General features: G+C 48.8%; 26 protein-coding genes and 2 pseudogenes. 9 read left to right on the plus strand and 19 right to left on the minus strand.

What is annotated here, in order from left to right; translation table 11 throughout:
- Positions 1 to 203 precede the first annotated feature (203 nt).
- The gene (locus IEV89_RS04170) at positions 204 to 1,133 is read left to right on the plus strand and encodes a LysR family transcriptional regulator (RefSeq protein ID WP_229746368.1); all 930 of its coding nucleotides are present in this window, start codon (positions 204 to 206) and stop codon (positions 1,131 to 1,133) included.
- A 299-nt stretch (positions 1,134 to 1,432) separates the two neighbouring features.
- Positions 1,433 to 1,612 (plus strand): annotated as a pseudogene (locus tag IEV89_RS21635) (GNAT family N-acetyltransferase); the annotation flags it as partial.
- A gap of 101 nt (positions 1,613 to 1,713) precedes the next feature.
- On the opposite strand, the gene IEV89_RS04175 reads toward IEV89_RS21635, so the two are convergent.
- Complete coding sequence (locus IEV89_RS04175) at positions 1,714 to 2,901, minus strand: MFS transporter (protein ID WP_229746369.1); 1,188 nt, start codon at positions 2,899 to 2,901, stop codon at positions 1,714 to 1,716.
- Positions 2,902 to 2,974: 73 nt separating this feature from the next.
- On the opposite strand from IEV89_RS04175, the gene IEV89_RS04180 reads away from it, so the two are divergent.
- Both IEV89_RS04180 and IEV89_RS04185 read left to right on the plus strand, forming a co-directional pair.
- Entirely contained in the window at positions 2,975 to 3,973 is a 999-nt protein-coding gene (locus IEV89_RS04180) for an AraC family transcriptional regulator (protein WP_188470730.1), read from the plus strand.
- 178 nt (positions 3,974 to 4,151) lie between these two features.
- A complete protein-coding gene (locus tag IEV89_RS04185) occupies positions 4,152 to 4,334 on the plus strand; it encodes a hypothetical protein (RefSeq protein ID WP_188471402.1) in 183 nt (60 codons plus the stop codon).
- A 42-nt stretch (positions 4,335 to 4,376) separates the two neighbouring features.
- On the opposite strand, the gene IEV89_RS04190 is transcribed toward IEV89_RS04185, so the two are convergent.
- From IEV89_RS04190 to IEV89_RS04200, 3 genes and pseudogenes are all read right to left on the minus strand, one after another.
- The gene (locus IEV89_RS04190; protein ID WP_188470732.1) at positions 4,377 to 5,039 is read right to left on the minus strand and encodes a dTMP kinase; all 663 of its coding nucleotides are present in this window, start codon (positions 5,037 to 5,039) and stop codon (positions 4,377 to 4,379) included.
- 634 nt (positions 5,040 to 5,673) lie between these two features.
- Positions 5,674 to 5,909 (minus strand): annotated as a pseudogene (locus IEV89_RS04195) (integrase core domain-containing protein); the annotation flags it as partial.
- A gap of 59 nt (positions 5,910 to 5,968) precedes the next feature.
- Positions 5,969 to 6,379: a helix-turn-helix domain-containing protein gene (locus IEV89_RS04200; RefSeq protein ID WP_188471342.1), complete on the minus strand. Its 411-nt coding sequence runs from the start codon at positions 6,377 to 6,379 to the stop codon at positions 5,969 to 5,971.
- 74 nt (positions 6,380 to 6,453) lie between these two features.
- Between IEV89_RS04200 and IEV89_RS04205 the strand changes: the two genes are divergently transcribed.
- The gene (locus IEV89_RS04205) at positions 6,454 to 6,951 is read left to right on the plus strand and encodes a DUF2938 family protein (RefSeq protein WP_188470734.1); all 498 of its coding nucleotides are present in this window, start codon (positions 6,454 to 6,456) and stop codon (positions 6,949 to 6,951) included.
- A gap of 95 nt (positions 6,952 to 7,046) precedes the next feature.
- Here the strand turns inward: IEV89_RS04205 and IEV89_RS04210 are convergent, their stop codons facing one another.
- Complete coding sequence (locus IEV89_RS04210) at positions 7,047 to 7,982, minus strand: quinone oxidoreductase family protein (RefSeq protein WP_188470736.1); 936 nt, start codon at positions 7,980 to 7,982, stop codon at positions 7,047 to 7,049.
- Positions 7,983 to 8,053: 71 nt separating this feature from the next.
- On the opposite strand from IEV89_RS04210, the gene IEV89_RS04215 reads away from it, so the two are divergent.
- Entirely contained in the window at positions 8,054 to 8,521 is a 468-nt protein-coding gene (locus IEV89_RS04215; RefSeq protein WP_188470738.1) for a MarR family winged helix-turn-helix transcriptional regulator, read from the plus strand.
- Between the two features lie 326 nt (positions 8,522 to 8,847).
- On the opposite strand, the gene IEV89_RS04220 is transcribed toward IEV89_RS04215, so the two are convergent.
- From IEV89_RS04220 to IEV89_RS04240, 5 genes are all read right to left on the minus strand, one after another.
- The gene (locus IEV89_RS04220; RefSeq protein WP_188470740.1) at positions 8,848 to 10,143 is read right to left on the minus strand and encodes a 6-phospho-beta-glucosidase; all 1,296 of its coding nucleotides are present in this window, start codon (positions 10,141 to 10,143) and stop codon (positions 8,848 to 8,850) included.
- Positions 10,136 to 10,471, minus strand: coding sequence for a PTS sugar transporter subunit IIA (locus IEV89_RS04225; protein WP_188470742.1), 336 nt, complete (start codon positions 10,469 to 10,471; stop codon positions 10,136 to 10,138). The genes IEV89_RS04220 and IEV89_RS04225 overlap by 8 nt, the downstream gene beginning before the upstream one ends.
- 31 nt (positions 10,472 to 10,502) lie before the next feature.
- A complete protein-coding gene (locus IEV89_RS04230) occupies positions 10,503 to 11,795 on the minus strand; it encodes a PTS sugar transporter subunit IIC (RefSeq protein ID WP_188470744.1) in 1,293 nt (430 codons plus the stop codon).
- A 98-nt stretch (positions 11,796 to 11,893) separates the two neighbouring features.
- Complete coding sequence (locus tag IEV89_RS04235; protein ID WP_188470746.1) at positions 11,894 to 12,199, minus strand: PTS sugar transporter subunit IIB; 306 nt, start codon at positions 12,197 to 12,199, stop codon at positions 11,894 to 11,896.
- Between the two features lie 41 nt (positions 12,200 to 12,240).
- A complete protein-coding gene (locus IEV89_RS04240) occupies positions 12,241 to 12,942 on the minus strand; it encodes a GntR family transcriptional regulator (RefSeq protein ID WP_188470748.1) in 702 nt (233 codons plus the stop codon).
- A gap of 126 nt (positions 12,943 to 13,068) precedes the next feature.
- Here IEV89_RS04240 and IEV89_RS04245 point away from each other — a divergent pair, with 126 nt between their 5' ends.
- Complete coding sequence (locus tag IEV89_RS04245) at positions 13,069 to 13,236, plus strand: hypothetical protein (protein WP_188470750.1); 168 nt, start codon at positions 13,069 to 13,071, stop codon at positions 13,234 to 13,236.
- A 33-nt stretch (positions 13,237 to 13,269) separates the two neighbouring features.
- On the opposite strand, the gene cbpM is transcribed toward IEV89_RS04245, so the two are convergent.
- From cbpM to IEV89_RS04265, 4 genes are all read right to left on the minus strand, one after another.
- On the minus strand, positions 13,270 to 13,575 hold the full coding sequence (cbpM, locus tag IEV89_RS04250) for a chaperone modulator CbpM (protein WP_188470752.1): 306 nt from the start codon (positions 13,573 to 13,575) through the stop codon (positions 13,270 to 13,272).
- Positions 13,576 to 13,581: 6 nt separating this feature from the next.
- Complete coding sequence (gene cbpA / locus IEV89_RS04255; protein WP_188470754.1) at positions 13,582 to 14,532, minus strand: curved DNA-binding protein; 951 nt, start codon at positions 14,530 to 14,532, stop codon at positions 13,582 to 13,584.
- Positions 14,533 to 14,782: 250 nt separating this feature from the next.
- A complete protein-coding gene (locus IEV89_RS04260; protein ID WP_188470756.1) occupies positions 14,783 to 16,036 on the minus strand; it encodes an MFS transporter in 1,254 nt (417 codons plus the stop codon).
- 294 nt (positions 16,037 to 16,330) lie between these two features.
- On the minus strand, positions 16,331 to 17,545 hold the full coding sequence (locus IEV89_RS04265; RefSeq protein WP_188471345.1) for an alpha/beta hydrolase family protein: 1,215 nt from the start codon (positions 17,543 to 17,545) through the stop codon (positions 16,331 to 16,333).
- A 557-nt stretch (positions 17,546 to 18,102) separates the two neighbouring features.
- On the opposite strand from IEV89_RS04265, the gene IEV89_RS04270 reads away from it, so the two are divergent.
- Together IEV89_RS04270 and IEV89_RS04275 are read left to right on the plus strand one after the other, a co-directional pair.
- Complete coding sequence (locus IEV89_RS04270; RefSeq protein WP_188470758.1) at positions 18,103 to 19,497, plus strand: amidase; 1,395 nt, start codon at positions 18,103 to 18,105, stop codon at positions 19,495 to 19,497.
- A 136-nt stretch (positions 19,498 to 19,633) separates the two neighbouring features.
- A complete protein-coding gene (locus IEV89_RS04275; RefSeq protein WP_188470760.1) occupies positions 19,634 to 20,581 on the plus strand; it encodes an AraC family transcriptional regulator in 948 nt (315 codons plus the stop codon).
- Here the strand turns inward: IEV89_RS04275 and IEV89_RS04280 are convergent.
- The 5 genes from IEV89_RS04280 to IEV89_RS04300 all read right to left on the minus strand — a co-directional run bounded on the left by IEV89_RS04280 (position 20,550) and on the right by IEV89_RS04300 (position 24,589).
- Positions 20,550 to 21,143: an ANTAR domain-containing response regulator gene (locus IEV89_RS04280; protein ID WP_188470762.1), complete on the minus strand. Its 594-nt coding sequence runs from the start codon at positions 21,141 to 21,143 to the stop codon at positions 20,550 to 20,552. The genes IEV89_RS04275 and IEV89_RS04280 overlap by 32 nt on opposite strands.
- A gap of 120 nt (positions 21,144 to 21,263) precedes the next feature.
- Positions 21,264 to 21,968 (minus strand): ABC transporter ATP-binding protein, encoded by a 705-nt coding sequence (locus IEV89_RS04285; RefSeq protein ID WP_188470764.1) that lies wholly within the window; start codon positions 21,966 to 21,968, stop codon positions 21,264 to 21,266.
- A complete protein-coding gene (locus IEV89_RS04290; protein WP_188470766.1) occupies positions 21,961 to 22,692 on the minus strand; it encodes an ATP-binding cassette domain-containing protein in 732 nt (243 codons plus the stop codon). Before IEV89_RS04290 ends, IEV89_RS04285 begins: the two co-directional genes overlap by 8 nt.
- Positions 22,689 to 23,720, minus strand: coding sequence for a branched-chain amino acid ABC transporter permease (locus IEV89_RS04295; RefSeq protein ID WP_188470768.1), 1,032 nt, complete (start codon positions 23,718 to 23,720; stop codon positions 22,689 to 22,691). Before IEV89_RS04295 ends, IEV89_RS04290 begins: the two co-directional genes overlap by 4 nt.
- Positions 23,720 to 24,589, minus strand: a complete 870-nt coding sequence (locus tag IEV89_RS04300; protein ID WP_188470770.1) for a branched-chain amino acid ABC transporter permease — start codon at positions 24,587 to 24,589, stop codon at positions 23,720 to 23,722. The genes IEV89_RS04295 and IEV89_RS04300 overlap by 1 nt, the downstream gene beginning before the upstream one ends.
- Positions 24,590 to 24,591 lie beyond the last annotated feature (2 nt).

Raw genomic sequence — 24,591 nt, forward strand, 5'->3', positions numbered from 1 at the left:
CTAATTCATGAGTAATGCTTTCACCTGCTTAATGACGTTTATCGCTCGCGACTACCGAGTGATGAATGTTGATTTCTCCGGTAAACTTTCACCGGAAGATGCTTTTTCGCACGCATATTGCAGTTAAACTTTTTCCGATAAGCAATATTTAACAAAATGAAAAGCATGATACAATTTCATTAAATTGATTTCAGAAATGACGAATGGGAATGGTGATGAGCTTATATCTGGATATGCATTCAATTGAGGCTTTTCTTAAAGTCGCGGAACTTAATAGCTTTACCCTGGCAGCAGAGGCACTTTGCATCACTCAGTCAGGAGTAACGGTTAAAATTCAAAAGCTTGAGAATATGCTCGGGTATCCGCTTTTCCACAGAACGCCGCGTCATATCTACCTTTCGCCGCAGGGCGAAGTGTTCCTTTCCCGGGCTAAAAGCCTGATGGTGGCCCATACCAGCGCGTTAACAACACTCAACATTTGTGAAAATACCCAAAATATCAAAATTGGCATTAGCGACCATGTGTTGGATATCCCGCTGATGCAGACGATTAAAAGTATTAGACAAACTTATTCCGATCTTATGATTGAAGTTAAAGTAGAAAGCTCTTCCAAAGTTCTGCACGCACTGGAAAATAAAAAAATAGATATAGCCATAATCACTCAGGATGGCGATAAAAAAGGGGGGGAATATCTGCGAAATGAAAACTATCGATGGTATTGCTCTCCAACATTGGTTTTTAAACAGGATAAAATCCCGCTAATTACCCTGAGAGAATCTTGCCGTATGAGGAAGCTCATTCTGGACTTATTACTTGAAGCTCGAACCCCATGGTTTGATAGTTTCCAGGGTGGCGGAATGGACACCATCATTGCGGCAGCAAAATCAGGGCTGGGTATCGTCCCCTTACCCGAAACCGCGCTCACCGTTTCGGACCTGAAAGAGCTAACGGACGCCAGTCACTTTGTCAGTCTTCCGAAAATACCGTCGGCGCACATCGTTACCTATAATAACTGCCTGGATCTGCGCTCCAGAGCGATGCTTAAGGATCTTGCCCTGGCAATAAAAAATCAGACGGTAAAGATGCCTGATGCCGATAAGTTTGTCTCCCTAGGTAGTCTGGTGACTGTTTAAAGTTTTGTCCTCTTCTGCTTGAAAACCAAGCCTCGGCGTTATGCTTACCAATTAACGTTTTAATGATCGTGCAAGTGTAGTTTTTGGACGATAACAGTCAGCGGAACCATATTTATGTTTTCATGCATCTTCATGCATCTTCATGAATCTTTATACGATTTAGATTCAACAAGTTAGTGTGAAAAATCTTCCCGATGCGTTTTCATTTCCCCCTCCGCATCGGGCAAGATTGGTGGTCTGATTTGGGGGCATTTCAGTTCGATTATGAGGTGACCCCCCTATGTCTCTGAACGACGCGCCTCACTTTTCTGGAAACCTCCGCAAAGGAAATGGGATATCTCGAGCTGAGGCTGGAAACCCGACAGATCAACCATCGGGCCGTAAATTTTTACGAGAAAAATGGGTATGTCCGTATTGAGAATTATGGCCCATACATAGGCAGAGAAGAGGCACTCTGTTTCTCAAAGGCATTGTGCTAATGGCATTAATGGATCCTGATCTCCGCGCTTGCCACCAGAAAAAAGAGTTGTCATACCTGCTACGAGCGATGAGCGGGCGTTGAAGCTTCCCGCTCATCACCTCAGTTTTGGACTCGAACCTTCAATCCTATAACAAGAGCAGCGAGCAGCATGACGCAGCCAGCAGTAATGAAAACACCTGTTACGCCATTGAGCCCAAACATTACACCACCCAGCGCCGCGCCGGCAGCGATAGAGGATTGAACGGATGCGACAACCATACCTCCGGCTGTTTCAGCCTGATCGGGAACAGCGCGCGCTACCCAGTTTGACCATGCTACCGGAACGCCGCCAAACGCCAGTCCCCACAACGCAACTAACAGCATGAGTCCCGTCTCCTGAACACTAAGCAAGACCATACATAGTGCCGATATGCCTACAACTGCTGGCATCACTATCAAGGTGGCGCGTAGGTTTCGTTCCATGAGCCAACCGGCCAGCAACGTGCCTACGAAATTAGCCGCACCGAATCCAAGCAACATGAGGGACAAGCTACCCACAGAAATATGCACAACGCTTTCAAGAGCCGGGCGAATATAAGTGAACAGTGCAAACTGGCCGGTATGGGCAAGCACACATCCCATCATTCCCATCGCGATGCCAGGGCGGCGGAGTAACCCCAGCACTGATGAAGTTTTGATCGTTTTGCTCGGGGCCATTGTGGGAAGGGTGAATAGCTGGAAGATTAGCGTCAGCGCCCCCACTGTCGCTGCGGCTAGAAAGGCACTCCGCCAGCCATATAGTCCTCCTAAATAACTTCCCAGCGGCACCGAAACTACAGTACCTACGGCGATGCCGCTGAAAATGATGGAAAGAGCACGTGGAACACGTTTAGCTGGCACCAGTCGCATGGCTACGGCTGCGGCCATACTCCAGAACCCTCCCAGAGCTATACCCAAAAAAATTCGCATGATTAACAGTACTGTCAGGCTGGAAGAAAGCGCGACCAGCAGATTCGAGGCAATCATCAGCATAGTGAAACCCAACAAAACGACTCGCCGATCCAGCCTGCGCGTCAGCCCTGGCACAATAAGACCGGAGAACAGTGCCACCACTGCCGTCACTGTCACCGCCTGGCCTGCCAGTGCTTCTGATACGCCCAGAGCAGAGGCCATTGGCGTCAATAGGCTGGCAGGAAGGTACTCAGCTGTTAGCAGGCCAAAAACCCCCATAGCGAGTGAAAACACGGCCAACCATGCTGGTTCTGTCGGCTCAATATCAGTTGCATCACAAAGTACGGTATCAGTCATATCATCTCCCATCTCAAAAATTCCCGGATAAAAATTGCAGACGAAAGTCTAGGGTTGAAGGTGGAGACGATCTATGATGCTCAGTCTTTATTTTTTGACCGAAACGCCTAACATGACAACTAAACAACAATTTGCCCTGTCTTCCGATCTCATCAGTGAACTGCTGACCGGGATGCGCCTTCGCGGCGTCCAGTACCGTCGCGTCCAGACAGGTCCCGTTTTCGGTCTGGGCTTCGATGACAAACCGGGACATGCTTACTTCCTTTATCTGGCTGCTGGCAGCGCACTCTTACGAACAGATGACGGTAAGTTAAAGGAGCTGAAGGCAGGGAGCGCAGTTTTAATGCCAACGGGCGGGAGCCATCAGCTTCTGTCGGATGCCCGAGCCTCATTTCAACATATTGACAAATTCGGCGTGGCCCCCCTGGGCGAAGCCGTAAGCGGAGTGGATACCTGCCCCAGTACGCATCCGACGCCAAGCGCAGTTCTCTTTTATGGCTGCATGGAATTCGATCTCGGCGGCATGCAAGGCCTCGTTAAACTGATGCCGAACACTATGATGGCGGTAACAGAAGAGAATAACTATCCGGGACTGATGGCCATTATGGACGCCATGAAACGTGAAATTTGCTCTGGGCGCATCGGCTTCGCCGGCATACTGGCGCGTCTTGCCGAGGTGGCAGCAGCAATGATTGTACGTGGGTGGATTGAATGTGGCTGTGAGAACGCCTCGGGTCTGGTCGCTGCATTGCGTGACCCACGTCTCGCTCGGGCCATACTGGCAATACACCGCCACCCTGGCCGAGATTGGTCTGTGGCTGAGCTTGCTGCTGAATCGCACGTGTCGCGTTCTGTCTTTGCAGAACGCTTTAAGGCGACAATAGGTGTACCGCCACTAAAATATGCAACGGAGTTGCGGATGCGCCTTGCCAGCCAGTGGCTCAGCCACGAGGGGTTATCGATCGATGCAGTAGCCCACCGCTTGGGCTACACCTCTCAGGCTGCGTTCAGCCGAGCATTTAAACGTATCAACGGCCAGTCACCGGGAGCCCTCCGACACCGGCTATCCTGAAAAAACGATCTTGATACACCAGCGTTCGAATGTCTCAGGGTGCGAATGACGATATCTGGCACATAACCGCCAGGCCAGAACGGGCAGCTAAGAGCGATGACCCTACCCCCAAAATCCTGCCCCATTCAGGGACAGAATTTCGGCATGATAAACGCCCCTCGAAACGGATGGAGGGCCGATGAAAAAGTCACGGTTTACCGAAGAACAGATTTTCTTTGCCCTGAAGCAGGTCGAGCTGGGTAGGACGCCGCCGGAGATGTGCCATAAGCTGTGGCAGGTAAGAACTCTGCGTTTTATTTTCCCGGGTCAAAGACCGAAAAGACTGAGTGGTTTCGATTCTGTAGACGCAACACAAATCTGAGGCTCACACTGGGGTGGAGAGTGACGGAATAGATTGCCGTAATTACTGGCGGCATGCGGCGGAAGCTCTGCCCGCAAAACCGATGGCGATGGGCCATCCAGGCACTCTGTAGATCTCAGAAATCACCTGCATCGTTGCGTCTTCGATCGTTCCTTCATTACGGCATAAAACCCAGCCATTATCTGCAATTTCGCGCTCGAACGCCTTGGTACAAGCAACATGATCTTCAAGCTTATGAATCACAGTACTACTTAGCCCACGCGGTCGGGCCGCGGCCCTCGCCCATGAAATATCAGGCGCAGTAACAACCCCGATGTGTAGGTCTGGCGTTCGCACGTTTCGTTCAATGTTAAGCTGTAAAATCTCTGCAAATGGAACCATCCGGCGAAACGCGGCATCCGACGGGTACCAACGATCCATCAAGATAATGCTGTCCGGTGGCTGTTTAGTCAGCACATGCAGGGAAATCCAGGCACGGCTATCAGCAAAGCGCTCACAAACCTCCCATTCCAAATCCAGGGCGGGATTTCTGGCGAGTTTGTTTACGAGGGCCATTGTTTCCCTTCTGTAGGGATCGCTTTTTTTCTCGCAAAGTCGGATCACCTTCTTGTTGTCTGCCCTTAGTACTTTCGTAATGGCCTCCAACAGTGTGGTTTTGCCGGCTCCCTTGGGTCCATCCAGAGAAACAAACAGCGGACGACTCATTCTTCAAATGACGATTGATATACGGTTTTTGTAAAGCTCAAATCAGGCAAAAGCATCTTATTTCCTTTGTATGAACAGCTGAACACCCTCTTCGCTCGCCGGAATCACCTGGCGCGTGAGCGCGAACCGAATGGAAGACTCTTATAAACAGACACTGATGAATATTCTAGCAATGATCGAACTCATGGGTCTAAAAACCCAGGATTACAGCTGGTTAGGATCATCGCTCATATGTTATGGCCTGCGCGGTGTAGTTTAAGGGATCCGCTTAGAAAACGGAAAACATCCCACGTTAAGCCTGTTTTTTTAAGCAAATAGTACTTGAACTCACAGCGAATAACGAACAGAAGAATGTCTTACAAAATAAACTGGATCAGAACGCTGCCGAGTTTATATGTGTACTTTTCTGGAAGCCGCTCAAACGATCCAATCAACACGGTTACATATATTTTGCAATTGAATGGTCAATTGCGTTTTTCTAAGTCGGTCAATGCATATCTCCCACGTTCTGCTACTGATTGAGATGTGTCAGAAGCCAGTATATTTGCCAGTTTAAAGGCTTCATCACCAATATTATCCAATTCTTTTATAAGCATTTCACCAGCTATACGCCGAACCATAGGGGAACGGTCGGTTATCGCCATTGTAGTGGCCAACAAAAGCTGGCCACGGCTTTAGCGTTTTTCAGAACAATCGTTCTGATTCATTCGGCGTCAAACCACCATTGTATTGATGAGGTCTTAGCTGGCCATAATATCCCATAAGGTAATTTGTTATCGCTGTGCTGGCTTCGCTAACGTTTGCATACCCATATTCCGGAACACAGTCTGTTTTCAGGCTCCTGAATAACCGTTCCATTGGACTGTTATCGGGCTTTGTTGAATAAATCCGATTTATTCAACAAAGCCCGGGTGATGCTATGAGCGCCATCATTCCGTCCGATGGACTAAAATTCGCTGCCCACGGGAAATGATTTTGTTGAATTCGGCACACTGGGTATGGTCTTGCGCTGTACATTTAGCAATATGTTTAAGGCCCAGGCTAAGTATCTGGAGTTTCCGGATTGTCTTATCTATTTCCTGCGCTCGGGTGTGCAATTGTTCCCGGTCAATACTCAGCTTATCCTGTGTTTCGAACATCTTAGCTATTTCATCAAGGGTGAATCCTGCCACCTGTCCTAAGGCAATAAGCTGCAATTTTTTAACCACACTTTCAGCATACTGTCTTCGCAACCCATGACGACCTACCGACTTTATTAACCCCTTCTTCTCGTAATAACGCAGTTTTGATGGCATCACTCCGGAGCGTTTAGCAACGACCCCAATGTCCAGTACCTTTATCATTGACTTAAACCTAACTTCAAGTTGCACAATGACTGCCAGATTAACACCCGAAGGTAAGAGAGAGATAGGCTATGCATAACGAACTGATTTTTCGAACTTTTTTAACCGGCATGGGCGCAACACTGATCATGGATGTCTGGACACTGTTTCAGAAACATGTGCTGTCTCTTCCTGCATTGAATTATGCCCTGGTGGGCAGAGGGTTTTTATGGATGTGGAGGGGAAAATTTATACACAACACCATTGCCGAGACGCCCCCTGTATGCGGTGAAAAAACCGTAGGCTGGGTAATCCATTATTTTACCGGAATATTCTTCGCCTTCATTCCGGCGGGACTAAGTGGAGCCAACTGGTTCTGGCAACCTTCAATCATGGTGGGCCTACTGACAGGAATACTCAGCCTGGTTGCACCGTTGTTAATCATGCAGCCATCATTCGGCTTTGGAATCGCTGCAGCCAAAACGCCTCATCCCCAAAGAGCCCGTTTTCTGAGTTTTTTAACACATCTGGTATATGGCTTTGGGTTGTATATTACAGTGAAGGTGATCGTCGCGTGGTCCTCAATGTAATAGAGGTTGGCTCATCATTACCCTATCTAAATCATCCGCAATCTAGATAGGGTATCGGACTGACTCGCTGAGTATCGTGTTAAATCTCCTCAATATCAGAGGGTGAAAACCGTGCGGCAACGGCTGTCGTCTTCATTCCAGGCATCTTTCACTTCGCTTAACGGGCGAAGACGGAATGGGACGGAGAAATCGCTCTGTGCCGCAGCTTGTAATAATTCCCCTACTGAAGCCACCAACTCTGCATTCGATACGCTGCCCAGACCGCTGCCCATCAGGGTTAACCCTGATGAGCGCAGCAATTTGCTGTGCAATGCGATTTCCTGACCACTCAGCGAGCCAATCTGGACAAAACGTACCACTCTGGCACCGCCTGCAACAGCGGACTTCATGATATCCAAAGCACTTTCCCCCCAGAGATAATCCAGAACGACATCGATCCCCTCTTCCATCAGTGCGGGGAGTTCACGCGGCAATGCTTCCAACGTAAGGGTAATATCCGCACCCTGATTACGTAGCTTCTCCAGCACTTCCGTATTACGTCCGGTCGCAATGATTTTCCCCGCACCAAGATGACGGGCGATACGCACTGCCAGACCGCCTGAGGTGCCTGTTGCACCATTGATGAGAACAGTTTCTCCTTTTTGTACCTGTGCCAGACGCGTTAACGCCGCCCAGGATGACATACCGGGATTACCCAGGGCGGCGGCCATAGCAGGATCGAGTGTTGCAGGGAGCGGGACGATGCTTTTTTTCGTCACCAGTGTCTTCTCTGCCATACTTCCAAAAGGAGAATTTAAGGCGAAGAAAAAGACCGGATCGCCGTTAGCCAGGTAACCGGCACCATCGATTCCGGGTATAAATGGATATTGAACCGCTGAGCTGTAATGTGTTCCCGCTGCTCGTGACTTGGCCAGTTGGCTGATGGCGGCGGCTTTCACGTTGACCACACTATGCCGCTCATCTGCTTGAGGGTCGATGAAATCCCCGTAAACCGGCGTTTCGCCGTTCTTAATAACCATTGCTGCTTTCATTGATATCACCTTCTGTTGATGGAAAAATAAGTGTATAATACACACAATATTAGTGTTTCCAGAGGCCGTCAATGAAAAGAGTGCAAAATACACATAAAAGCACAAGCTTTGATGATTTACATGATACGTTGCTGGCGATCGTAAATGCCTTCAACCGCCCGCAACGTGATGAAATCATGATAAAAGATTCCGGGATAAGTCTTGATCGCGCGTTATTTCCGCTTCTGGTGCTGATAGGCCGCTTTGGCCCAATAGGTGTAGGAGAACTCGCTGACCGGGTGGGTCGGGATTACACCACGGTGAGCCGTCAGGTCGCTAAACTCGAGCAAATCGGTCTAACCCAGCGACAGAAGAATGAAAAGGACAAGCGAATTAATGAAGCGGTGATTACGCCTGAAGGAAAAATGATGACCGATAAAATCGATCAAACGCGAGCACGCATTTATGGCAGTATCTTTCAGAATTGGCCAAATGATGAGAGCGCTGAACTGGAAAGATTATTGAAGAAGTTCATGAATGACTTCACGACGCTGGAATAAAACAAATAATTAGCCACATAAAAAACCCGGGAACCTGAGTTGCCCGGGTTTTTCAACAAACGGTGCTCTTAATATATTCACACCTGTGATCACACTTTTTAACGCTCAAGCCTTTTACGCCACAGCTTTAATTCCTGCTAACATTCGCTAATGTGAAGACGTGAATATTCAACTTCTCATGATATGAAATTGCAATATACACATTCTCCTTCATTGTTGAATGTGATAGATGATTGATGTCTAAAAAAGACGTCAGTCTATCCCGCAGAACTTTCCAATAAGCGTGAGCAGGCTATTTTATATGAAGCTGTATTCTAGTCGTTTGTTTATTTAAATTGAGGGAGATACGCTTTGTTGATCTCAATCATTTCATCCAGAATCTGCTTAGTAATATGCCCTTTTCTTACCAGCGGGTTAATGGTTAATGCCTGCAGGGCTGCGCCATAATTACCTTCAACCCCGGCCTTAACGGTTAATTCTTCAAAGGCTTTTTGGAGTTGTAATGTTCCACGGATTGCCGGATTTTCAATGGCAGGAATATTTAATGGGTGGGCCCCCGACGCGGTAATCAGCGAGGTGACTTCAATCGCACAATCTGACGGCAATTCAGAAATCGTACCGTTGTTGCGCGTATTGACGTGCATGAGGATACCTTTATTATTATAGATGCTATTAATCAACTCACATGCCGCATCCGAATAGTAAGCACCGCCCCGCTCCTCAAGCTGTTTAGGCTTAGTCGCGAGATTTACATCCTCATATAATTTGAACAGTTCTTTTTCGATCGCTTGGACTTCTTCGCCACGCGTTATGAAGTCTTTCGCATCCATCTCCTTATGTTCAGCCTCATCCTGCATATAGTAGTACTGATGATAGCCACATGGAATTGCACCAAGTTGTTTCAGTTGCTCGGGTACCCATGTTACTTTGCCAAGGTTTTTCGGCAGTTCAAAGTCATCCCCTGAACACATTCTGTCAATGACGTCTTTAATATGGTCTTTCCCATGATTATCCCAAATGTGAAATGCATGGATAAAATGGTTTAGGCCTGCAAACTGGATCTGAACCTTTTTCCCAAGCAGTTCCTCAATGCCGTATTGAGTAATCACAGGGACATTGCATAAACCAATCACTTTAACGTTAGTATGCTTTAATACCGTTTCAGTAATGATACCTGATGGATTAGTAAAGTTAATCAGCCAGGCATCCGGGCATATTGCTTCAATATCCCGACAAAGATCCAGCGTAACCGGAATGGTGCGCATGGCTTTTGCAAACCCACCGATGCCATTGGTTTCCTGGCCAATCATTCCATATTTATGTCCAAGGCGTTCGTCTTTAATTCGTGCAGGGATCATACCCACCCGCATTTGCGAGCACACAAACGATGCGCCCTCTAACGCCTCGGCGCGGTTAAATGTTATCGTGAGATTAATCGGCAAGCCAGCCTTTTGAATCATTCGGATGGCAAGCGCACCAACGGTTTCAACTTTATAGCGGCCTTCTTCAATGTCATAGAGGACGATATCAGTAATAGGCAGTTCGTGATACCGCTTGATGAAGCCCTCCACTATTTCCGGAGTATAGCTGGAACCACCACCAATAATTGCGATTTTAAGCATTTTGTTTCTCCTTACATTGACGATACAACTCAACAATTTCAGTTGCCATTTCTTTGCATAACATACCGTTCATAATATGGTCTTGGATGTGGGTTAAAATCAGAGTCATCGTGACTTTGCCTTTACCTTCATCTAAACCAATTAACTCTGTCTGGCATTTATGGACTTCTTTAAATATTTCATCAGAGATCTGTAACTGATGAAGTGCTTCCGCATAACATCCCTCGAGGGCTTTATAAATAGCATTCATCGCCGCGCTTTTTCCCGCACCGGCCTGGCAAAGCAAATTCATTAAATATTCTTCATCAAGAAGAGAATGAGATTCCATAATTAAACCTATATCTGTTGTTTATATTAGATTATTCAGTTCGAAGGTGCTGTTCCGACTCTTCTTTTAATAATGACCTTTCATATATCTTAAAGAAGGGGAAATAAATAATGGTGGCAAGTGTAAAGTTAATCGCAACAATGACCAGAGCCTGAATTGACCAGTTTGTTGACCACATGGCACCAATCGGTGCTGGAGTCGTCCATGGCGGAATAATAACGATTCGATGGAGTAGCTCAAGTTTAAAGGCAAACCATGTCACCGTACCGCAAACGAGAGGCGCCACGACCCATGGAATGAAAAACAAAGGATTGAGCACAATTGGCGTACCAAAGACTACCGGCTCATTTATGTTAAAACATCCTGGAATTAATGATAATTTTCCAATTGATTTTAAATGTAATGAGCGTGACCGCAAGAACAGTAGGACTAACCCAAAGGTCGCGCCTGATCCCCCCAACTGAATAAAAAAGTCAATGAATGGCTGAGCAAAAATTGTGGGCAGTTCTTTTCCTGGAACGCCTGCGGCGAGCGCTTGCTGGTTCACCGCTAAGTTGGATAAAACAAAGGGGGCGATAACTCCGCTCGCAATCGTTGCCCCATGAACACCCGCCCACCATAACACCTGAGCAATGAGCGTGATCATCAGTACGGCCCACAGACTGTCAGAAGCAGAAATGAGCGGTTTGAATGCCTGCATGATTAGCTCAGGAATGATCATCCCCGTTTTCTGGTAAATAAACACACTCAGGGGATATACAACAATCATCACTAAGGCTATTGGAATCAGTAAGTCAAACGATTGCCTGATTTTATCGGGAACTTGCTCTGGTAATTTCAATCCAATGTTGTTTTTTATTAAAAATTGCATCATTTCAGGAATAAAAATCCCGATGATCATTGCCGTAAAAATCCCCGTTCCCCCCATATTTTTTATAGGTAACGCTCCGTCAGTCATGGGGGCTGAAAGCATTAAAAAGGTGACCAGTGATAAGAGGCCCGCGAGAAATGGGTTAAGCTTGCGGTAGTTTTTGGCTAAGTGATAACCGAGCCCAGTGACGACCCATAATGCCATCATAGCCATAGTGTAATTATACGGGGCCATAATTTCATTATGATATTTAGTTGCAAATACAGTCCAAAAATTCACAGTTTGCTTTGAGAATGGAGGGTACGCAATAACCAGTGCAAAGGAACCCACAATAATAAAAGGGATCGCACCAATGAAAGCATCCCTAATTGCCATAACATGTCGCTGGGCCCCAATTCTGCCAGCAAAAGGTGCAAGATGCTCTTCCAAAAAATAGAATAATTTGTTTTTCATAAGACACCTGATAAGTAGATTTTTGACAGGTCTCGATTTAGGCCTGCTTTTCTATTAAGCATGCCGCAATCTTTCTTTTTTATTCTAAAACAGGGTGGTTAATTTTTTGACAAGGCTTGATTTAGGATGGCTTCGCCATTAAGCATTCCATAATCTTTCATTTCTATTTTATAACACGGCTTATTTGACTCATCGCATCGCTTTTTGAAATCCTTGAATTTGTAACTGACCTGGGGAGCCACCATGCAAACATCATAACGTGGTAGCACATCTTCAAATTCAGAAATTGAATAGGCTTCAATCTCTACATCAAGATTTTTCTCCGTGACCACCTTCCTCATTTTATTAACAACCATTGATGTCGACATACCTGCAGCACAACATAAAAAAATTTTAGTCGTCATAATATCCCCTCATTGAACATGATTATATTGCGAATATTTTTTCATCGTGCATAGAATTCAAAGCTGTATTGGTTTAGTCGGAAAATATTAATGCTATACTCAAAGGCTTTCCCCTCTTCATACTCCCCAATTGAAATAACTTTCAACAGTGGGTGGTTGATTTTAACATCAAGCATTTTACTTAGTTTTTTATCAGCGAGTTCAACGGACACAATTTGTTTATTCCCATAAATATGCATTCCTTTCGAACGAACATAGCCATATTTTGAGCCTGACATAATCTCAACGGTCAGGTCCGAAAACATATTGACTGGCATATACGTTCTTTCAAAAATCTCAGGCTCATTATTGATATACCTGATGCGCTCAATATGAAAAACCTGATCTGTCGGTGCCAGGCTAAGCCGCTCACCGGCGACGGCATCTGGATGAATGACCTCAAATGTGATGACTTTGGTCGTGACCTCTTTTCCTTGTTGCTTAATCTCTTGCTGAAAACCGGTTAACTCAGCGGCGCCATGAATCGCTGATTTATTCTTTTTAACATAAGTGCCTGACCCTTTGACTCTGACCAACAGGTCCTGCTCCATCAGCAAAGCCAACGACTTACGTAGCGTCATCCTGCTGACGTTATAGATCTCACACAACGCCACTTCGGGGGGAAGCATGTCTCCTTCCGAATAAAAACCTTCATTAATTTTATAGACGAGGTCATCCGCAATACTGATATAAACAGGCTTCATAGCAACTCTTGTACATATTCATGAATGTACATATCGTATACATATCGCACTGGCATGTATACCATTAGTATACCTATGAGTTTGTTATTTTGTGACCGATCTCACATCATTTAGGCGTCAACACCCATGCTGAGTACCAATAGCGGTGATGAGTCAGTGTTATTGACACTGACGCCCCCAGATGACCAGGTGGTAGAAGACGTCAATGTAATAGAAGAATTAGCGTGGAAGACCTTCCTGGTGCAGGTTAGCTCATGGCCTCACTGGCGCGACAAACGCACGGCCCGTCGGTAGCGACGGGCCGTGGTACAAACACGGGTGAGTGCTTTAAGAGGTTTGAACAAAACGATCAAGCTGCCTGCGCAATTGATCGTTTTCTTTTTTTAACTGCTCCACTCTCTCAAGCAGTGTCAATGTCATGGCGACACCAGACCAGTCCAAATCTAGCTCATTTTGCAAGCGCCGGGCACGTTTAAGACCGTTCAATGCCTCTGCATTAAAAATCCAAACGCGGTCTGTTGGCTCTAACGGCACAATCACACCCAGCCCGACGACCTCGATCAATTCATCCTGCATGATCCCCGTTGACTGGCATAATTCAGTCACGGTATAGGTGATTTCTATTTCAGTCATAATCGGTTACTCCCATGCAGTCCGGGGATTAAATGCCGCCTGCTCTGACAGTTGTTGCCAAAGCGCCCGTGTTTTCTCGTCTGGTTTTGGTGGCATGACCACTTTGAGGATGGCGTACAGATCACCCGCGCCCTTTTTACTGACCAGACCTTTGCCTTTAATGCGCAATCGCTGACCACTTTGGCTACCCGCCGGGATAGTGATGGCAATTTTCCCCGTCAGTGTCGGTATTTCAACACTGGCACCCAAGGCCGCTTCCCAGGGAACTAACGGCACCACTATGTGTAAATTCTGGCCATCAACATCAAACATCGGGTGTGGCGCAATGCGAATAATCAGGAATAAATCGCCATGGCTTCCCCCACCAAAACCCGGCGCTCCCTGCCCCTTAAGACGGATGCGTTCGCCATCAGACACGCCTGGCGGTATTTTGACGTTGAGTGTCTTCGTGATCTCAGGGCCCGGGAAACCCGATGCATCAAGGGTCGGTATCTTGTAAGAGATCGAACGAGTCTGTTCCGTTAGCGTTTCTTCTAAAAAGATGGGCAGTTCCATCTCAAGATCCTGCCCGCGTACCCCAGCAGATGCTCGATGAGATGCATGTTGAGCGGAAGAACCACGATGACCAAAGTAAGATTCGAAAAAGTCTGAGAAGTCATGTGAACCAGCGCCTGCACTGCCGCGCCCCTGTTGACCACCGGTATTGTAGGCGGCCTGTTGTTGACCAAATCGTGGATCATTGCGGTGTGATCTTAGTTCGTCGTATTCAGCTCGCTTTTCAGCATCCTTTAATACTTCGTAAGCCTCGGCAACTTCTTTAAACTTACTTTCAGCATCGGTTTCAGAACTCACATCGGGGTGGTACTTACGTGCCAGCCTGCGATAGGCTGTTTTTATCTCTTTTTGGGAAGCCGTGGGCTCGACGCCCATGACGGCATAGTAGTCTTTAAATTCCATGCGGCAATATCCTTAAATTCAATGTGTTATACACAATAGATTTCAAGGTGCAGGGCGACAGCAAACGGAGACAAGCCCGGTAGATGGGCCGAGTCACAACTCAGCCAACCCCTGCAGTTTGAAAAATGACGGGCATAGTCCCTATAAGATATCCCCATCAGGCGGAGATAAAACCTATTTATGTCTCTTTCCAACTTTTTCAGCCCATCAAACGGGCAACCCTAACGGAGTCCTGCTTATCCACGTTCGTCTATAAGGCGACACTCTCAGCCTGAGGAGAATCATTCTCCAGACGCTGACGACGGCGCAGACCTGGGAACCACTTCATCCACAGCGCCACTACCACCAGCGTGCCTATCCCTCCGAGGGTAGCAGCCGGGACTGCGCCGAGCCATGCTGCCAGCATGCCGGACTCGAATTCACCAAGCTGGTTCGAGGTATTGATAAATATTGAATTGACCGCACTGACGCGGCCGCGCATATCATCCGGGGTATCAAGCTGTACCAGCGAGCCGCGGATCACCATGCTTATCATATCGAATCCACCGAGCGCAAAAAGCGCCAGCATCGACAACCACAGCGTACTCGACAGCGCAAACACCAGCGTAGCAACCCCAAAACCGGCGACAGCAGCAAACATAATCATGCCAACGTTACGGGTAAGAGCACGGCGACTGAGCCAGAATCCTACCAGCAGCGCACCCACGGCAGGCGCACCGCGCAGCAGGCCGAGCCCCCACGGACCCGTATGCAAAATGTCGTGCGCAAAAATAGGTAATAACGCAGTCGCCCCCCCGAGCAGGACGGCAAACAGATCGAGTGAGATCACCCCCAGGACATCAGGACGGTGGCGAATAAAGCTTATACCAGCAAAAAGCGTCTTGAAGGTTGCAGGGACACGGCGAGGAAGCGCTTGTTCGTAGCGCAGGCGATTGACCATCAATACCGAGATGAAGTAAAGCAGTGCGCAAACGCCATATACCACTTCGGCACCGCAAATATAGAGCAAGCCACCCAATGCGGGGCCAACCATTCCGGCTGCCTGACCGGCGACACTGTTGGCTGCCATGGCCCGGGGTAACACCTTAGGCGGTACCAGCGCCGGAAGCATTGACAGTAAAGAGGGCCCTTCCATCGCTTTGGCCATTGACGTGATAAACACCAGCCCCAACACCACCCACTCATCAACGTGATGGGTCAGGGTCAGCACCGCTAAACACACGATCGCCAGACCTTCAACGCACTGTGCCAGTACCACGATACGGCGTCTATCGAACTGATCGGCAATATGTCCGGCCACTAATGCCAGGGACACCGACGGTAAAAACTGCACCAAGCCAATCAGGCCAAGATCCAACGCGCGACCGGTTAATGAATATATCTGCCAACTCACTGCAATGGTCAGCATCTGAAAACCAAAGCTGGACGAAGCACGCGCTATCCAAAAAGCAACAAATGAACGGTGTTGTAACAGCGAATCCGGATTAACGGAGGGAGAGGACATGGTGATTCCCTGAGCGAGAATAGTGCTAATAATTAGCCACTATTCAACTATGCGAGAAATCTTTTTACCATAAAAAATTAACAAAAATTAAACATGCCCATCTTAAGTACTGCGCCGTACAACGGACAAACCTGGCAAACGTTGAAACGGCTTGAGAAGCGGAGCGAGCTTACCCGAAGGGGTATAACTGTGCTGATTCATATCAGCTTTATGTACCGCTAATATCACGTTATGACCACTCTATACGCCCTGATAATAATGTCAGGGCGTATAGGTTGAGCGAGTTCTTTATCGTTACTGTTTAGAGTCAAACCAGATTTTCCAAAGCGGGACTGCCGTGGCAAAGGTGCCTCTATGCGTCGTTTTCCCGGTGGATATGGCCTCAACTAACGTATTACCTACTCCCATAGACTGTGCATAAGTCATTGCCATTTTACCTACCCCTATTGTGATCGCTTCATCAGTCTCTCCGTAGTAGTTGTGTACCGGAGAAGCGATCACCCAACGATAGGCCTGGGCAGCGCTAATTAGCCGACCATAGGCGGAATTGGCGAAATATTGCGGGTCGAAATATTCAGGACGAATAAGTTTGTGCAGGTCAGAAGTAATATCCGCTGGATTAAAAGGTTGGCGGTCATAGGCTTTTTTCGCCACATCATAATATTCATCGGTAATAACAGAGTGCGCCAAGCCTGGAATACCGTAATAGTTTTCATAGGCAAAGGCTGAAAGTATCATAATACTATTTAACCAGTCCGCATCAAATTTGCGCGGAAATGAAAGAAATCCATTCATGAGGGCAAAAACATCTAGTGGTGCGCTGGCGGTTGCCGTCGCTTGTACTTTCATTCCTATAGCTTCGAGTTTTTCAAGCAATGCCATGGTCACAAAACCACCTTGTGACCATCCCGCCAGCAAAAGATGGGGATTTTCCAGCCCCATTTGTGCCAGAACCTGCCGCGATGAGTTAATCATGTCGTAAGTTGCCTGTTGATGACTACCTTTTACCATATAACCTTCGGGTTCAGTAGAGACTCCCAGGCCAAAATAATCAGCCCCAATAACGATATAGCCCTGTGAGGCAAATTGCGCGATCATCAATTGCGTCTCAGGAGATTCATCAGGAAAAGAGGGAACCTGGTGTTTTCCATAAATAGTCCCATGTTGGTAAGAAACCATTGGAAAAGATTTTCCCGCGGTGTCAGGAATGGCAAGCAGTCCTGAGGTCATCGTGGGTTTGTTGCCGCGTTCAGGAATGGATGAAGGATAGATCACTCGATAAAGCTTAACGGCATTTTGGGCCGGTGTGTATTTCACATTAACGCCTGAAAATGCGGGTGTATCAACTGTCAATATTTTATTCAAACGAGCTACGTCCCAGCGGCCAATAAACTCATAGGTTATCCCATCGGAAACTTTAATCGGTTGGTGCGTTGTCTCTTGTGCAAATGCCGATACCGCACAAAGCGCCAGCAACATATAGAAGAAATAATTAAAAGCTCTTAACATTTTCATCCCCTTATCTTTTTTATATAAATAATATTAAGCTCATGAAAAACAACGTCAACCCTATTACGTCCATTACCTATAAAAATGCAAGCCACTTAATTAAAAGTTATTATTTACTCAAAAATAAGTACTGTCGGGAATAATGATTGAAAAGACATTTCAAGCCCTGTCTGATCGTACAATAACACCCGTTTTTATAAATGCAATCTAGTAAAGCAGATAAAAATTTCTTATGTGAAGTTAGTTGAAAAATCGCAGTGGAGAATTGCATTAATAGAAAAGAATCCTTCTTTGGCTTAGGTGCCTATCGTATCACTGTCAAGGCAGGCCATTGCCATTCTTAAACAGATTACGAATATCTCCGTCCGGCCCTACATTCATCCTGCGATCGGGGATAACGCTAATCCTTACCGACAAAGATTTCCACTCGCTGTCACTTCTGACAAAGCGATTGTCTACCTCAACAAAGCCGCTATGGGCTGGCTGTTCTAGTTTGGAGTGACCCCCTTTTTCCGCTGTTGATCGGCGGCAATTCACTCTGAACAGGAAACAACACCATGGAAAACCTGCACTATAAAAGCTTGCTTGAGATAGGCCTGATCATCCAGTCGCGCGAAGTCTCATCCGTAGAAGTCACGCAAAGTTTGCTGAATCGTATTGCTCATCTCGATCAGACGCTACATAGCTTTTTCCACGTCATGGAAGAAAGCGCTTTGCAGGATGCCAAAAAGGCGGATGAAGAGATTGCCCAAGGTATTATTCGCGGCCCGTTACACGGCGTACCCATTGCCTTGAAAGATTTAATCTGGACCAAAAACGCGCCGACCACCCACGGTATGGCGATCCACCAGGGACGTATTCCTGCCGAAGATTCCACAATAGTCGAACGCTTTAAACAAGCTGGCGCAGTGATCCTCGGCAAGCTGGCACAAACCGAGAGCGCCTTTGCCGACCATCATCCCGACGTCACCCTGCCGACTAACCCGTGGCGTCAAGATCTGTGGACCGGCGTCTCCTCCAGCGGCTCAGGCGTGGCGACGGCTTCAGGCCTGTGCTATGGCGCCATCGGTACCGACACCGGCGGATCGATCCGTTTTCCCTGCAATGCCAACGGCCTGACCGGCATCAAACCAACCTGGGGTCGCGTGACTCGCCACGGTGCCTGTGAACTGGCCGCCTCGTTGGATCATATCGGACCTATGGCCCGCTCGGTAGGCGATGCCGCCGCCATGCTGCAGGCCATCGCCGGGCGTGATGATAAGGACCCAACATCAAGCAGTGTGCCGGTGCCAGACTATCTGGCGCTGATGACGCGTGGTGTAACGAAAATGCGTATTGGCGTTGATAAATCCTGGGCGCTGGAACGGGTTGATGCTGAAACGCGTGACGCATTACAAACAGTGATCGCCACATTCTCCTCGCAGGGCGCTGAAATCGTGGATATTTCCATGCCTGATACCGATCAGGCTGCCGAAGACTGGAGCGCGCTGTGTGCGGTTGAAACCGCGTTGGCTCACGAACACACTTACCCATCACAGAAAGATCGATACGGACCGGGTCTGGCCGGGCTGCTGGATCTGGGCCTCAGCGTTTCCGCGCTGGATTATCAGCGCCTGTGGCTAAAGCGCGCCGCGCTGCGTGGCAACATCAGCGCGCTGTTCACTCACGTCGATTTGATTCTCTCACCGGCAACTGCCTATGCGGGGCTGACCTGGGAAACCATGTCGCGGTTCGGCACTGATAACGCACTGTTCAGCGGCGTGTTGCGCTATACCAGTGCATTTGATCTCAGCGGGCACCCAACCCTTACCCTGCCTGGCGGGATGACAACCTCCGGGGCACCGATTGGATTCCAACTGGTCGCAGCCCATTTTGACGAAGCGCGGATGATTCAGGGCGGCTGGGCGTGGCAACAGGCCACGGACTGGCATAAACAGCACCCCGATTTCTGATTATTTCTGAAAAAGTTAGCGCAGGATGCTTCCCGGCATCTTGCGCTGATCGTCGGTAAATCCACAGCTAATGGCCTGAAAGTTGCATTAAAAATCATGTAGCAGCGTTGTTTGGGTTACCTGAAGAGGCATTGGCATGAAAGAAAACTTCACCACTGAAAACATGGATACCCGCCATCGGTTTGATGCATGGCGAGACGCGGTGTGCTCAAGATTAATCAAAGCAGAAGCACGCCAGACGCTAAAAGATGACTTTTCCGGCAGCTTTAGTTACAGCTCCTTGGGTTACGTCGACATCGCCACCCATACCTCGCATGCCTCACTGGTGTGGCAACGCACAGATCACTGTATTCGCCAGCATCCCAATCCTGACTTTTACCTGGGGATTGTGCAGTCCGGTGAAGGCAAACTCTCGCAGAATGGTCATTGTTCGGCGGTCAGCGAGGGAGATATGATCATTTACGATGCCGCGACGCCTTTTGATTTTGCCATGGAGAATATGGTGATTGATATCGTGCATTTGCCGCGGCAGATTATGGAAAAAGAAGCCCAGGGCATTGCGTCACTGGCGGGAAAATCCTTTGACCTGTCACGCCCTGGCATCACCTCGCTGAAGCAGATGATGGCCGAGGCTTACCTATTTAATGCCGAGCAGGAGCCGCCTTTTTTAACCGAGCAGTTTGCCAATACCCTATTCAGCGTGATTTCTGTCAGTATCAATTTGCAGAAAAGCAATGACGCGATAAAACCCGATCTTTACCGCCGTATCCTTCACTATTTGCGCCAAAATCTGCACGATCATCAGCTATCGATTGCCACAATTGCCAATGCGCACCATGTCTCCCCACGCACCGTCAGTCGGATTTTTGCCGCCCACGATACCACGCCGATGAACGTCGTTTGGTATGAGCGCCTGACGGCCAGCCGCAAAGCCTTAACCGAAGGCAAGGCGCGCAATATTACTCAGGTAGCGCTGGACCATGGCTTCAGCGATATGTCGCATTTCAGCCTGGCGTTTCGCAAGGCCTTTGGCTGCTCCCCCAGTAGCTTAGTTAATCGCATGCCTGATAACCCCGACGGCTAATCACGCGCTCGGCGGTGCTGTCCAAACTACTGCGCGAGTTCATCGCCTCACGGCGCATAAAACGGTAAGCCGTGTTTTCATCGATGCCATGTTTACGCATCAGGATGCCTTTCGCCTGAGTCAGCTTCTGTTTATCGCTCTGTCGACTGTGTTCTATTTTTTGACGAAGCGCCTGACATTCTCGCGCCAACCCCAGCGTCCCGATAATCTGCACGATCAGTGCGAACGGATTGATCGTTTTATCAAGTATCGCAGCGGGTTTTAGCTCAATCAACAAAGGGAATAATGCGGCATTTTGATAATCCGCCAGGGCGATAACCGGCACCTGCACGGCGGCTAATTCGGACATCAGTGTCGCCAATCGGTGTGGGTTATGCGGCTCAATACACAGAACCACCAGTTCGACATCCTGAGGGGCGCGGGCTGGCAATGGCCAGCAGTGCGTCGCTTCGCAGCCAAGTTGCGCCATGGAGGCAACCAGCACCTTGGCGCTCTGATGATCAGGATGGATAATGCACAATTTTAATCCGGTTAATGTCGCCAGTAAGGATGGTTCAATCATGCTTCCCCCTATCAGATTGTCTGTTTATCAGATCTCACTGTAAGGCACTGGCGGGCATTGTTCTTTGTTAAAACTGCCGGTGACTGTGTCGAACAGGACAGCCGTCACCGGCCAGTAAAATCAGGCATGAAAACCTAAATATTGCTCGGCGATAGACGCACTGGTGGTGGTCTGAGGGTCGATGACCTGGGTGATTTTCCCCTTTTCGATCACGTGAATACGATCGGAAAGCGAATACAAAAACTCGATATCCTGTTCCACTAAAATGATTGAGATATCCATGGTATGCCGCAGTTTTTGCAATGTTTCGATGATCTCCTCGCAGATATTCGGTTGAATGCCTTCGGTCGGCTCATCCAACAGCACCAACTGCGGTTCACCACACAAGCAGCGGGCCAACGCCAGCAACTGCTGTTCCCCACCTGACAGCGCCCCACCCGGTTGCGTCAGCAGACGTTTGAGGCGTGGGAAGATCTCCAGCATCTGCTCAATAATCTGCTGAGATCGCGAGAAGTGCTTCACGCAGCCCATGCGCAGGTTTTCCTCCACGGTCAGCAGCGGGAAAATCTGTCGTCCCTGCGGCACAAAACCGATCCCAGCCACCGCTCGCTGATGCGCCTGATAGCCGGTGATATCGATGCCATTCAGCAACACCTGGCCTCGCCATGCTGGCAATTCGCCCATGATGGCTCGCAGCAGTGTCGTTTTCCCCATGCCGTTGCGACCCAACACGCCGGTGAAAGATTTAGCGCCAACATACAATTCCGACAGGTTCAGCACCGGGATTTTATTGTATCCAGAGACCAACTGTTTAATTTCAAGCATGTTTTATCTCCATATTTCCGAGGTAAGCATCCTTAACTAATGGGTTACTCGTCACGTCCACAAACGAGCCCTCCGCCAGTACCTCACCCTGATTAAATACCGTGACCTTCTGCGCGATCATACTGATGAATTCCATGTCGTGCTCAACCACCACCACGGTGCTCTGTTGATTAATGGCCTTGATCAAATCGGCGGTTTTTCTCACTTCATGGTGCGTCATGCCTGCGGCGGGTTCGTCGAGTAATACCAGTTGAGGGCGAGAAATCAGGATCATCCCCAGTTCGACCCATTGCCGCTGGCCGTGCGCCAGCTCAGACAAAATGGCGTCTTTAAGATCCGTTAAGCCGATATCCTGCAACACGCTCTTAATGGCCCCGCTCAACGCCCGTTTCTCCATCTTGTTGGCCGCCGCCTGCCAGAGATTTTCCCAGACACTCAGTCCTTCAAACACGCTGGGTACCTGCGTTTTAATACCAATGCCGAGGCGGGCAATATCCCAGGGACGCATGCCAGAAATAATCTTGTCACGGTAAACACATTCGCCCCGCGTGGGCGAAATCTGTCCGCTGAGCATTTTGAAAAAAGTGCTCTTGCCCGCGCCATTAGGGCCAATTAAGCAACGTAACTCCCCTTCACGCAGCGTAAAATCGACCTCTTTAACGGCATGCACGCCACCAAAACTGACGCCTATTTTTTTAGTTTCAAGCAAAATGGCACTGTTCATGGTTTTACCTCCTGCACATCGGCATTAATTCGCGCCTGGGGCCGTTTTTTTTTGCGCATAAACACCCGCTTCAGTGTTGGCAAGATGCCCCCCGGAATAAGCAAAACAAAAATAGCCAGAATAATGCCCAGCACCAGATTGGTATCGACGGTCTGCTGGGCGCCAAGACGCGTGACCAGCCATTGCAGTGCAATACAGCTCAATACGGGGCCGATGAGCGTCCCACGCCCGCCGACAATCACCCAGATAATGATCTGCGCCGACTGGCTGAGACTGAACACGCCGGGGCTGACAAAAGCGCCCCAGTTGACATAAAGACACCCCGCCAACCCCGCAATCGCGGCGCCTATCGCGAAGGTACACAGCTTGTGTGCCGGAACGTTATAGCCGAGCAATCCGGCACGCTGTTCATTCTCACGGATCGCCACCACCGTCTTGCCGAAGCGACTCATCAGCGTGAATTTCAGCAATACGTAACACAGCACCAGACTACCGACAGTGACCATAAACAGCGCTTCGGGAGAGAGAACGTTGTCTGGATTGAACGGGATATTCAGCGTCGGCACGGAAGGAATACCGTTGAAGCCGCCGAGCAAGGCTTGCCCAAGATGGTATTCACTTCCGGAGGTGGAATTGATCCAGTTGAACAACACCAGGCTGACCGCCAGAGTAATCGCCCCCAGATACACATCGCTGACACCGCCATAAAAAATCACGTAGCCCAGCAGCAGGGAAAACAACATGGGTACGGCAATGGCCGCCAACACCGCCCAGGTTGAATCCCCCCAGTTAATCACCGCAATCGAATAGGTATAGGCGCCCAGGCCAAAGAATGCGGCCTGTCCAAAGCACAAAATACCGCCGTATCCCCAGATAAAAGCCAGGCTTAACGCCAAAATCCCCATGACAAAAAACACCGTCAACGACAGGAGCGTATACAGCTCGATAACCCCAGATAGCCACAACGCGGCCAGCATCACGACCACGGCCAATGCAAGGGTTTGATACGTCTCGGAAAATTTCTTCATTACAGCGATCTCCTGAAGAATCTGCCGGTGATACCCTGGGGTAACAGGCGCAGCAACACGATGGCGCTGAGCAATAACGCAACGGCACCAAATACGGGGGTATAGAGATACGTCACGATCTGCGAGATCACGCCAAACAGCGCTGAAGCAGAGAGCGTGCCAGCAATAATGGCGCTACCACCGCCGATCACCGTGATAAAGGCTTTGGCGATAAAACTGACGCCCACCGTCGGGATCACGCCGGTGATTGGCGCAAGCAGTGCGCCACCCAACCCCGACAACGCAGCGCCGAGGCCAAACGTCAGGCTATAGATTTTCCCCGGATTCGTGCCCAATGCCGCCGCCATCAGCGCATTTTGCATGGTGGCGCGGGCGCAGAGCCCCAGCGTGGTAAAACGCAACAACACCCATAGCGCAGCCAGTAAACACAGCGAGAAAACAATCATAAACAGTGAATAACCGCTGGTGCTGTAGCGCCCTATCGCCACGCTGGATAAAGGCGAGCTGATCCCCAGCGTGGTATTGCCAAAGATCATCGTTGCCGCACCAATCAGCGCCAGGCTTAGGCCCCAGGTCGCCAGCATAGTGTCAATCATTCGCCCATAAAGATGACGGATGATGACCCGTTCAACCACCATCCCAAACAGCCCAACGACCATCGGCGCGACGACCAGCATCGAAATCCAGATAGGCAATCCGAAGTGATTGGTCGCCAGAATCGCGCTGTATCCGCCGAGCATCATGAATTCGCCGTGGGCCATATTGACAATTTTCATCATGCCAAACACCACCGCCAGTCCGAGGCTCATGATGATCAGCACCGCAATCGCGTTCATCACTTCAATGGCATAGATAATAAATAGATCCATAG

The organism is Hafnia psychrotolerans (assembly GCF_014639435.1).
In the GTDB taxonomy this organism is placed as follows: domain Bacteria; phylum Pseudomonadota; class Gammaproteobacteria; order Enterobacterales; family Enterobacteriaceae; genus Ewingella; species Ewingella psychrotolerans.

Bases quoted from the DNA above. Each gene is read 5' to 3' on its own strand.
- IEV89_RS04285 (WP_188470764.1), bottom strand. From the start codon at position 21,968: ATGCTTGAAATTAAACAGTTGGTCTCTGGATACAATAAAATCCCGGTG.
- IEV89_RS04300 (WP_188470770.1), bottom strand. From the start codon at position 24,589: ATGGATCTATTTATTATCTATGCCATTGAAGTGATGAACGCGATTGCG.
- IEV89_RS04230 (WP_188470744.1), bottom strand. From the start codon at position 11,795: ATGAAAAACAAATTATTCTATTTTTTGGAAGAGCATCTTGCACCTTTT.
- IEV89_RS04270 (WP_188470758.1), top strand. From the start codon at position 18,103: ATGGAAAACCTGCACTATAAAAGCTTGCTTGAGATAGGCCTGATCATC.
- IEV89_RS04295 (WP_188470768.1), bottom strand. From the start codon at position 23,720: ATGAAGAAATTTTCCGAGACGTATCAAACCCTTGCATTGGCCGTGGTC.
- IEV89_RS04235 (WP_188470746.1), bottom strand. From the start codon at position 12,199: ATGACGACTAAAATTTTTTTATGTTGTGCTGCAGGTATGTCGACATCA.
- IEV89_RS04175 (WP_229746369.1), bottom strand. From the start codon at position 2,901: ATGACTGATACCGTACTTTGTGATGCAACTGATATTGAGCCGACAGAA.
- IEV89_RS04225 (WP_188470742.1), bottom strand. From the start codon at position 10,471: ATGGAATCTCATTCTCTTCTTGATGAAGAATATTTAATGAATTTGCTT.
- IEV89_RS04210 (WP_188470736.1), bottom strand. From the start codon at position 7,982: ATGAAAGCAGCAATGGTTATTAAGAACGGCGAAACGCCGGTTTACGGG.
- cbpM (WP_188470752.1), bottom strand. From the start codon at position 13,575: ATGACTGAAATAGAAATCACCTATACCGTGACTGAATTATGCCAGTCA.
- IEV89_RS04205 (WP_188470734.1), top strand. From the start codon at position 6,454: ATGCATAACGAACTGATTTTTCGAACTTTTTTAACCGGCATGGGCGCA.
- IEV89_RS04180 (WP_188470730.1), top strand. From the start codon at position 2,975: ATGATGCTCAGTCTTTATTTTTTGACCGAAACGCCTAACATGACAACT.
- IEV89_RS04245 (WP_188470750.1), top strand. From the start codon at position 13,069: ATGCTGAGTACCAATAGCGGTGATGAGTCAGTGTTATTGACACTGACG.
- IEV89_RS04275 (WP_188470760.1), top strand. From the start codon at position 19,634: ATGAAAGAAAACTTCACCACTGAAAACATGGATACCCGCCATCGGTTT.
- IEV89_RS04220 (WP_188470740.1), bottom strand. From the start codon at position 10,143: ATGCTTAAAATCGCAATTATTGGTGGTGGTTCCAGCTATACTCCGGAA.
- IEV89_RS04170 (WP_229746368.1), top strand. From the start codon at position 204: ATGGGAATGGTGATGAGCTTATATCTGGATATGCATTCAATTGAGGCT.
- IEV89_RS04280 (WP_188470762.1), bottom strand. From the start codon at position 21,143: ATGATTGAACCATCCTTACTGGCGACATTAACCGGATTAAAATTGTGC.
- IEV89_RS04265 (WP_188471345.1), bottom strand. From the start codon at position 17,545: ATGTTAAGAGCTTTTAATTATTTCTTCTATATGTTGCTGGCGCTTTGT.
- IEV89_RS04215 (WP_188470738.1), top strand. From the start codon at position 8,054: ATGAAAAGAGTGCAAAATACACATAAAAGCACAAGCTTTGATGATTTA.
- IEV89_RS04240 (WP_188470748.1), bottom strand. From the start codon at position 12,942: ATGAAGCCTGTTTATATCAGTATTGCGGATGACCTCGTCTATAAAATT.
- IEV89_RS04290 (WP_188470766.1), bottom strand. From the start codon at position 22,692: ATGAACAGTGCCATTTTGCTTGAAACTAAAAAAATAGGCGTCAGTTTT.
- cbpA (WP_188470754.1), bottom strand. From the start codon at position 14,532: ATGGAATTTAAAGACTACTATGCCGTCATGGGCGTCGAGCCCACGGCT.
- IEV89_RS04190 (WP_188470732.1), bottom strand. From the start codon at position 5,039: ATGAGTCGTCCGCTGTTTGTTTCTCTGGATGGACCCAAGGGAGCCGGC.
- IEV89_RS04260 (WP_188470756.1), bottom strand. From the start codon at position 16,036: ATGTCCTCTCCCTCCGTTAATCCGGATTCGCTGTTACAACACCGTTCA.
- IEV89_RS04185 (WP_188471402.1), top strand. From the start codon at position 4,152: ATGAAAAAGTCACGGTTTACCGAAGAACAGATTTTCTTTGCCCTGAAG.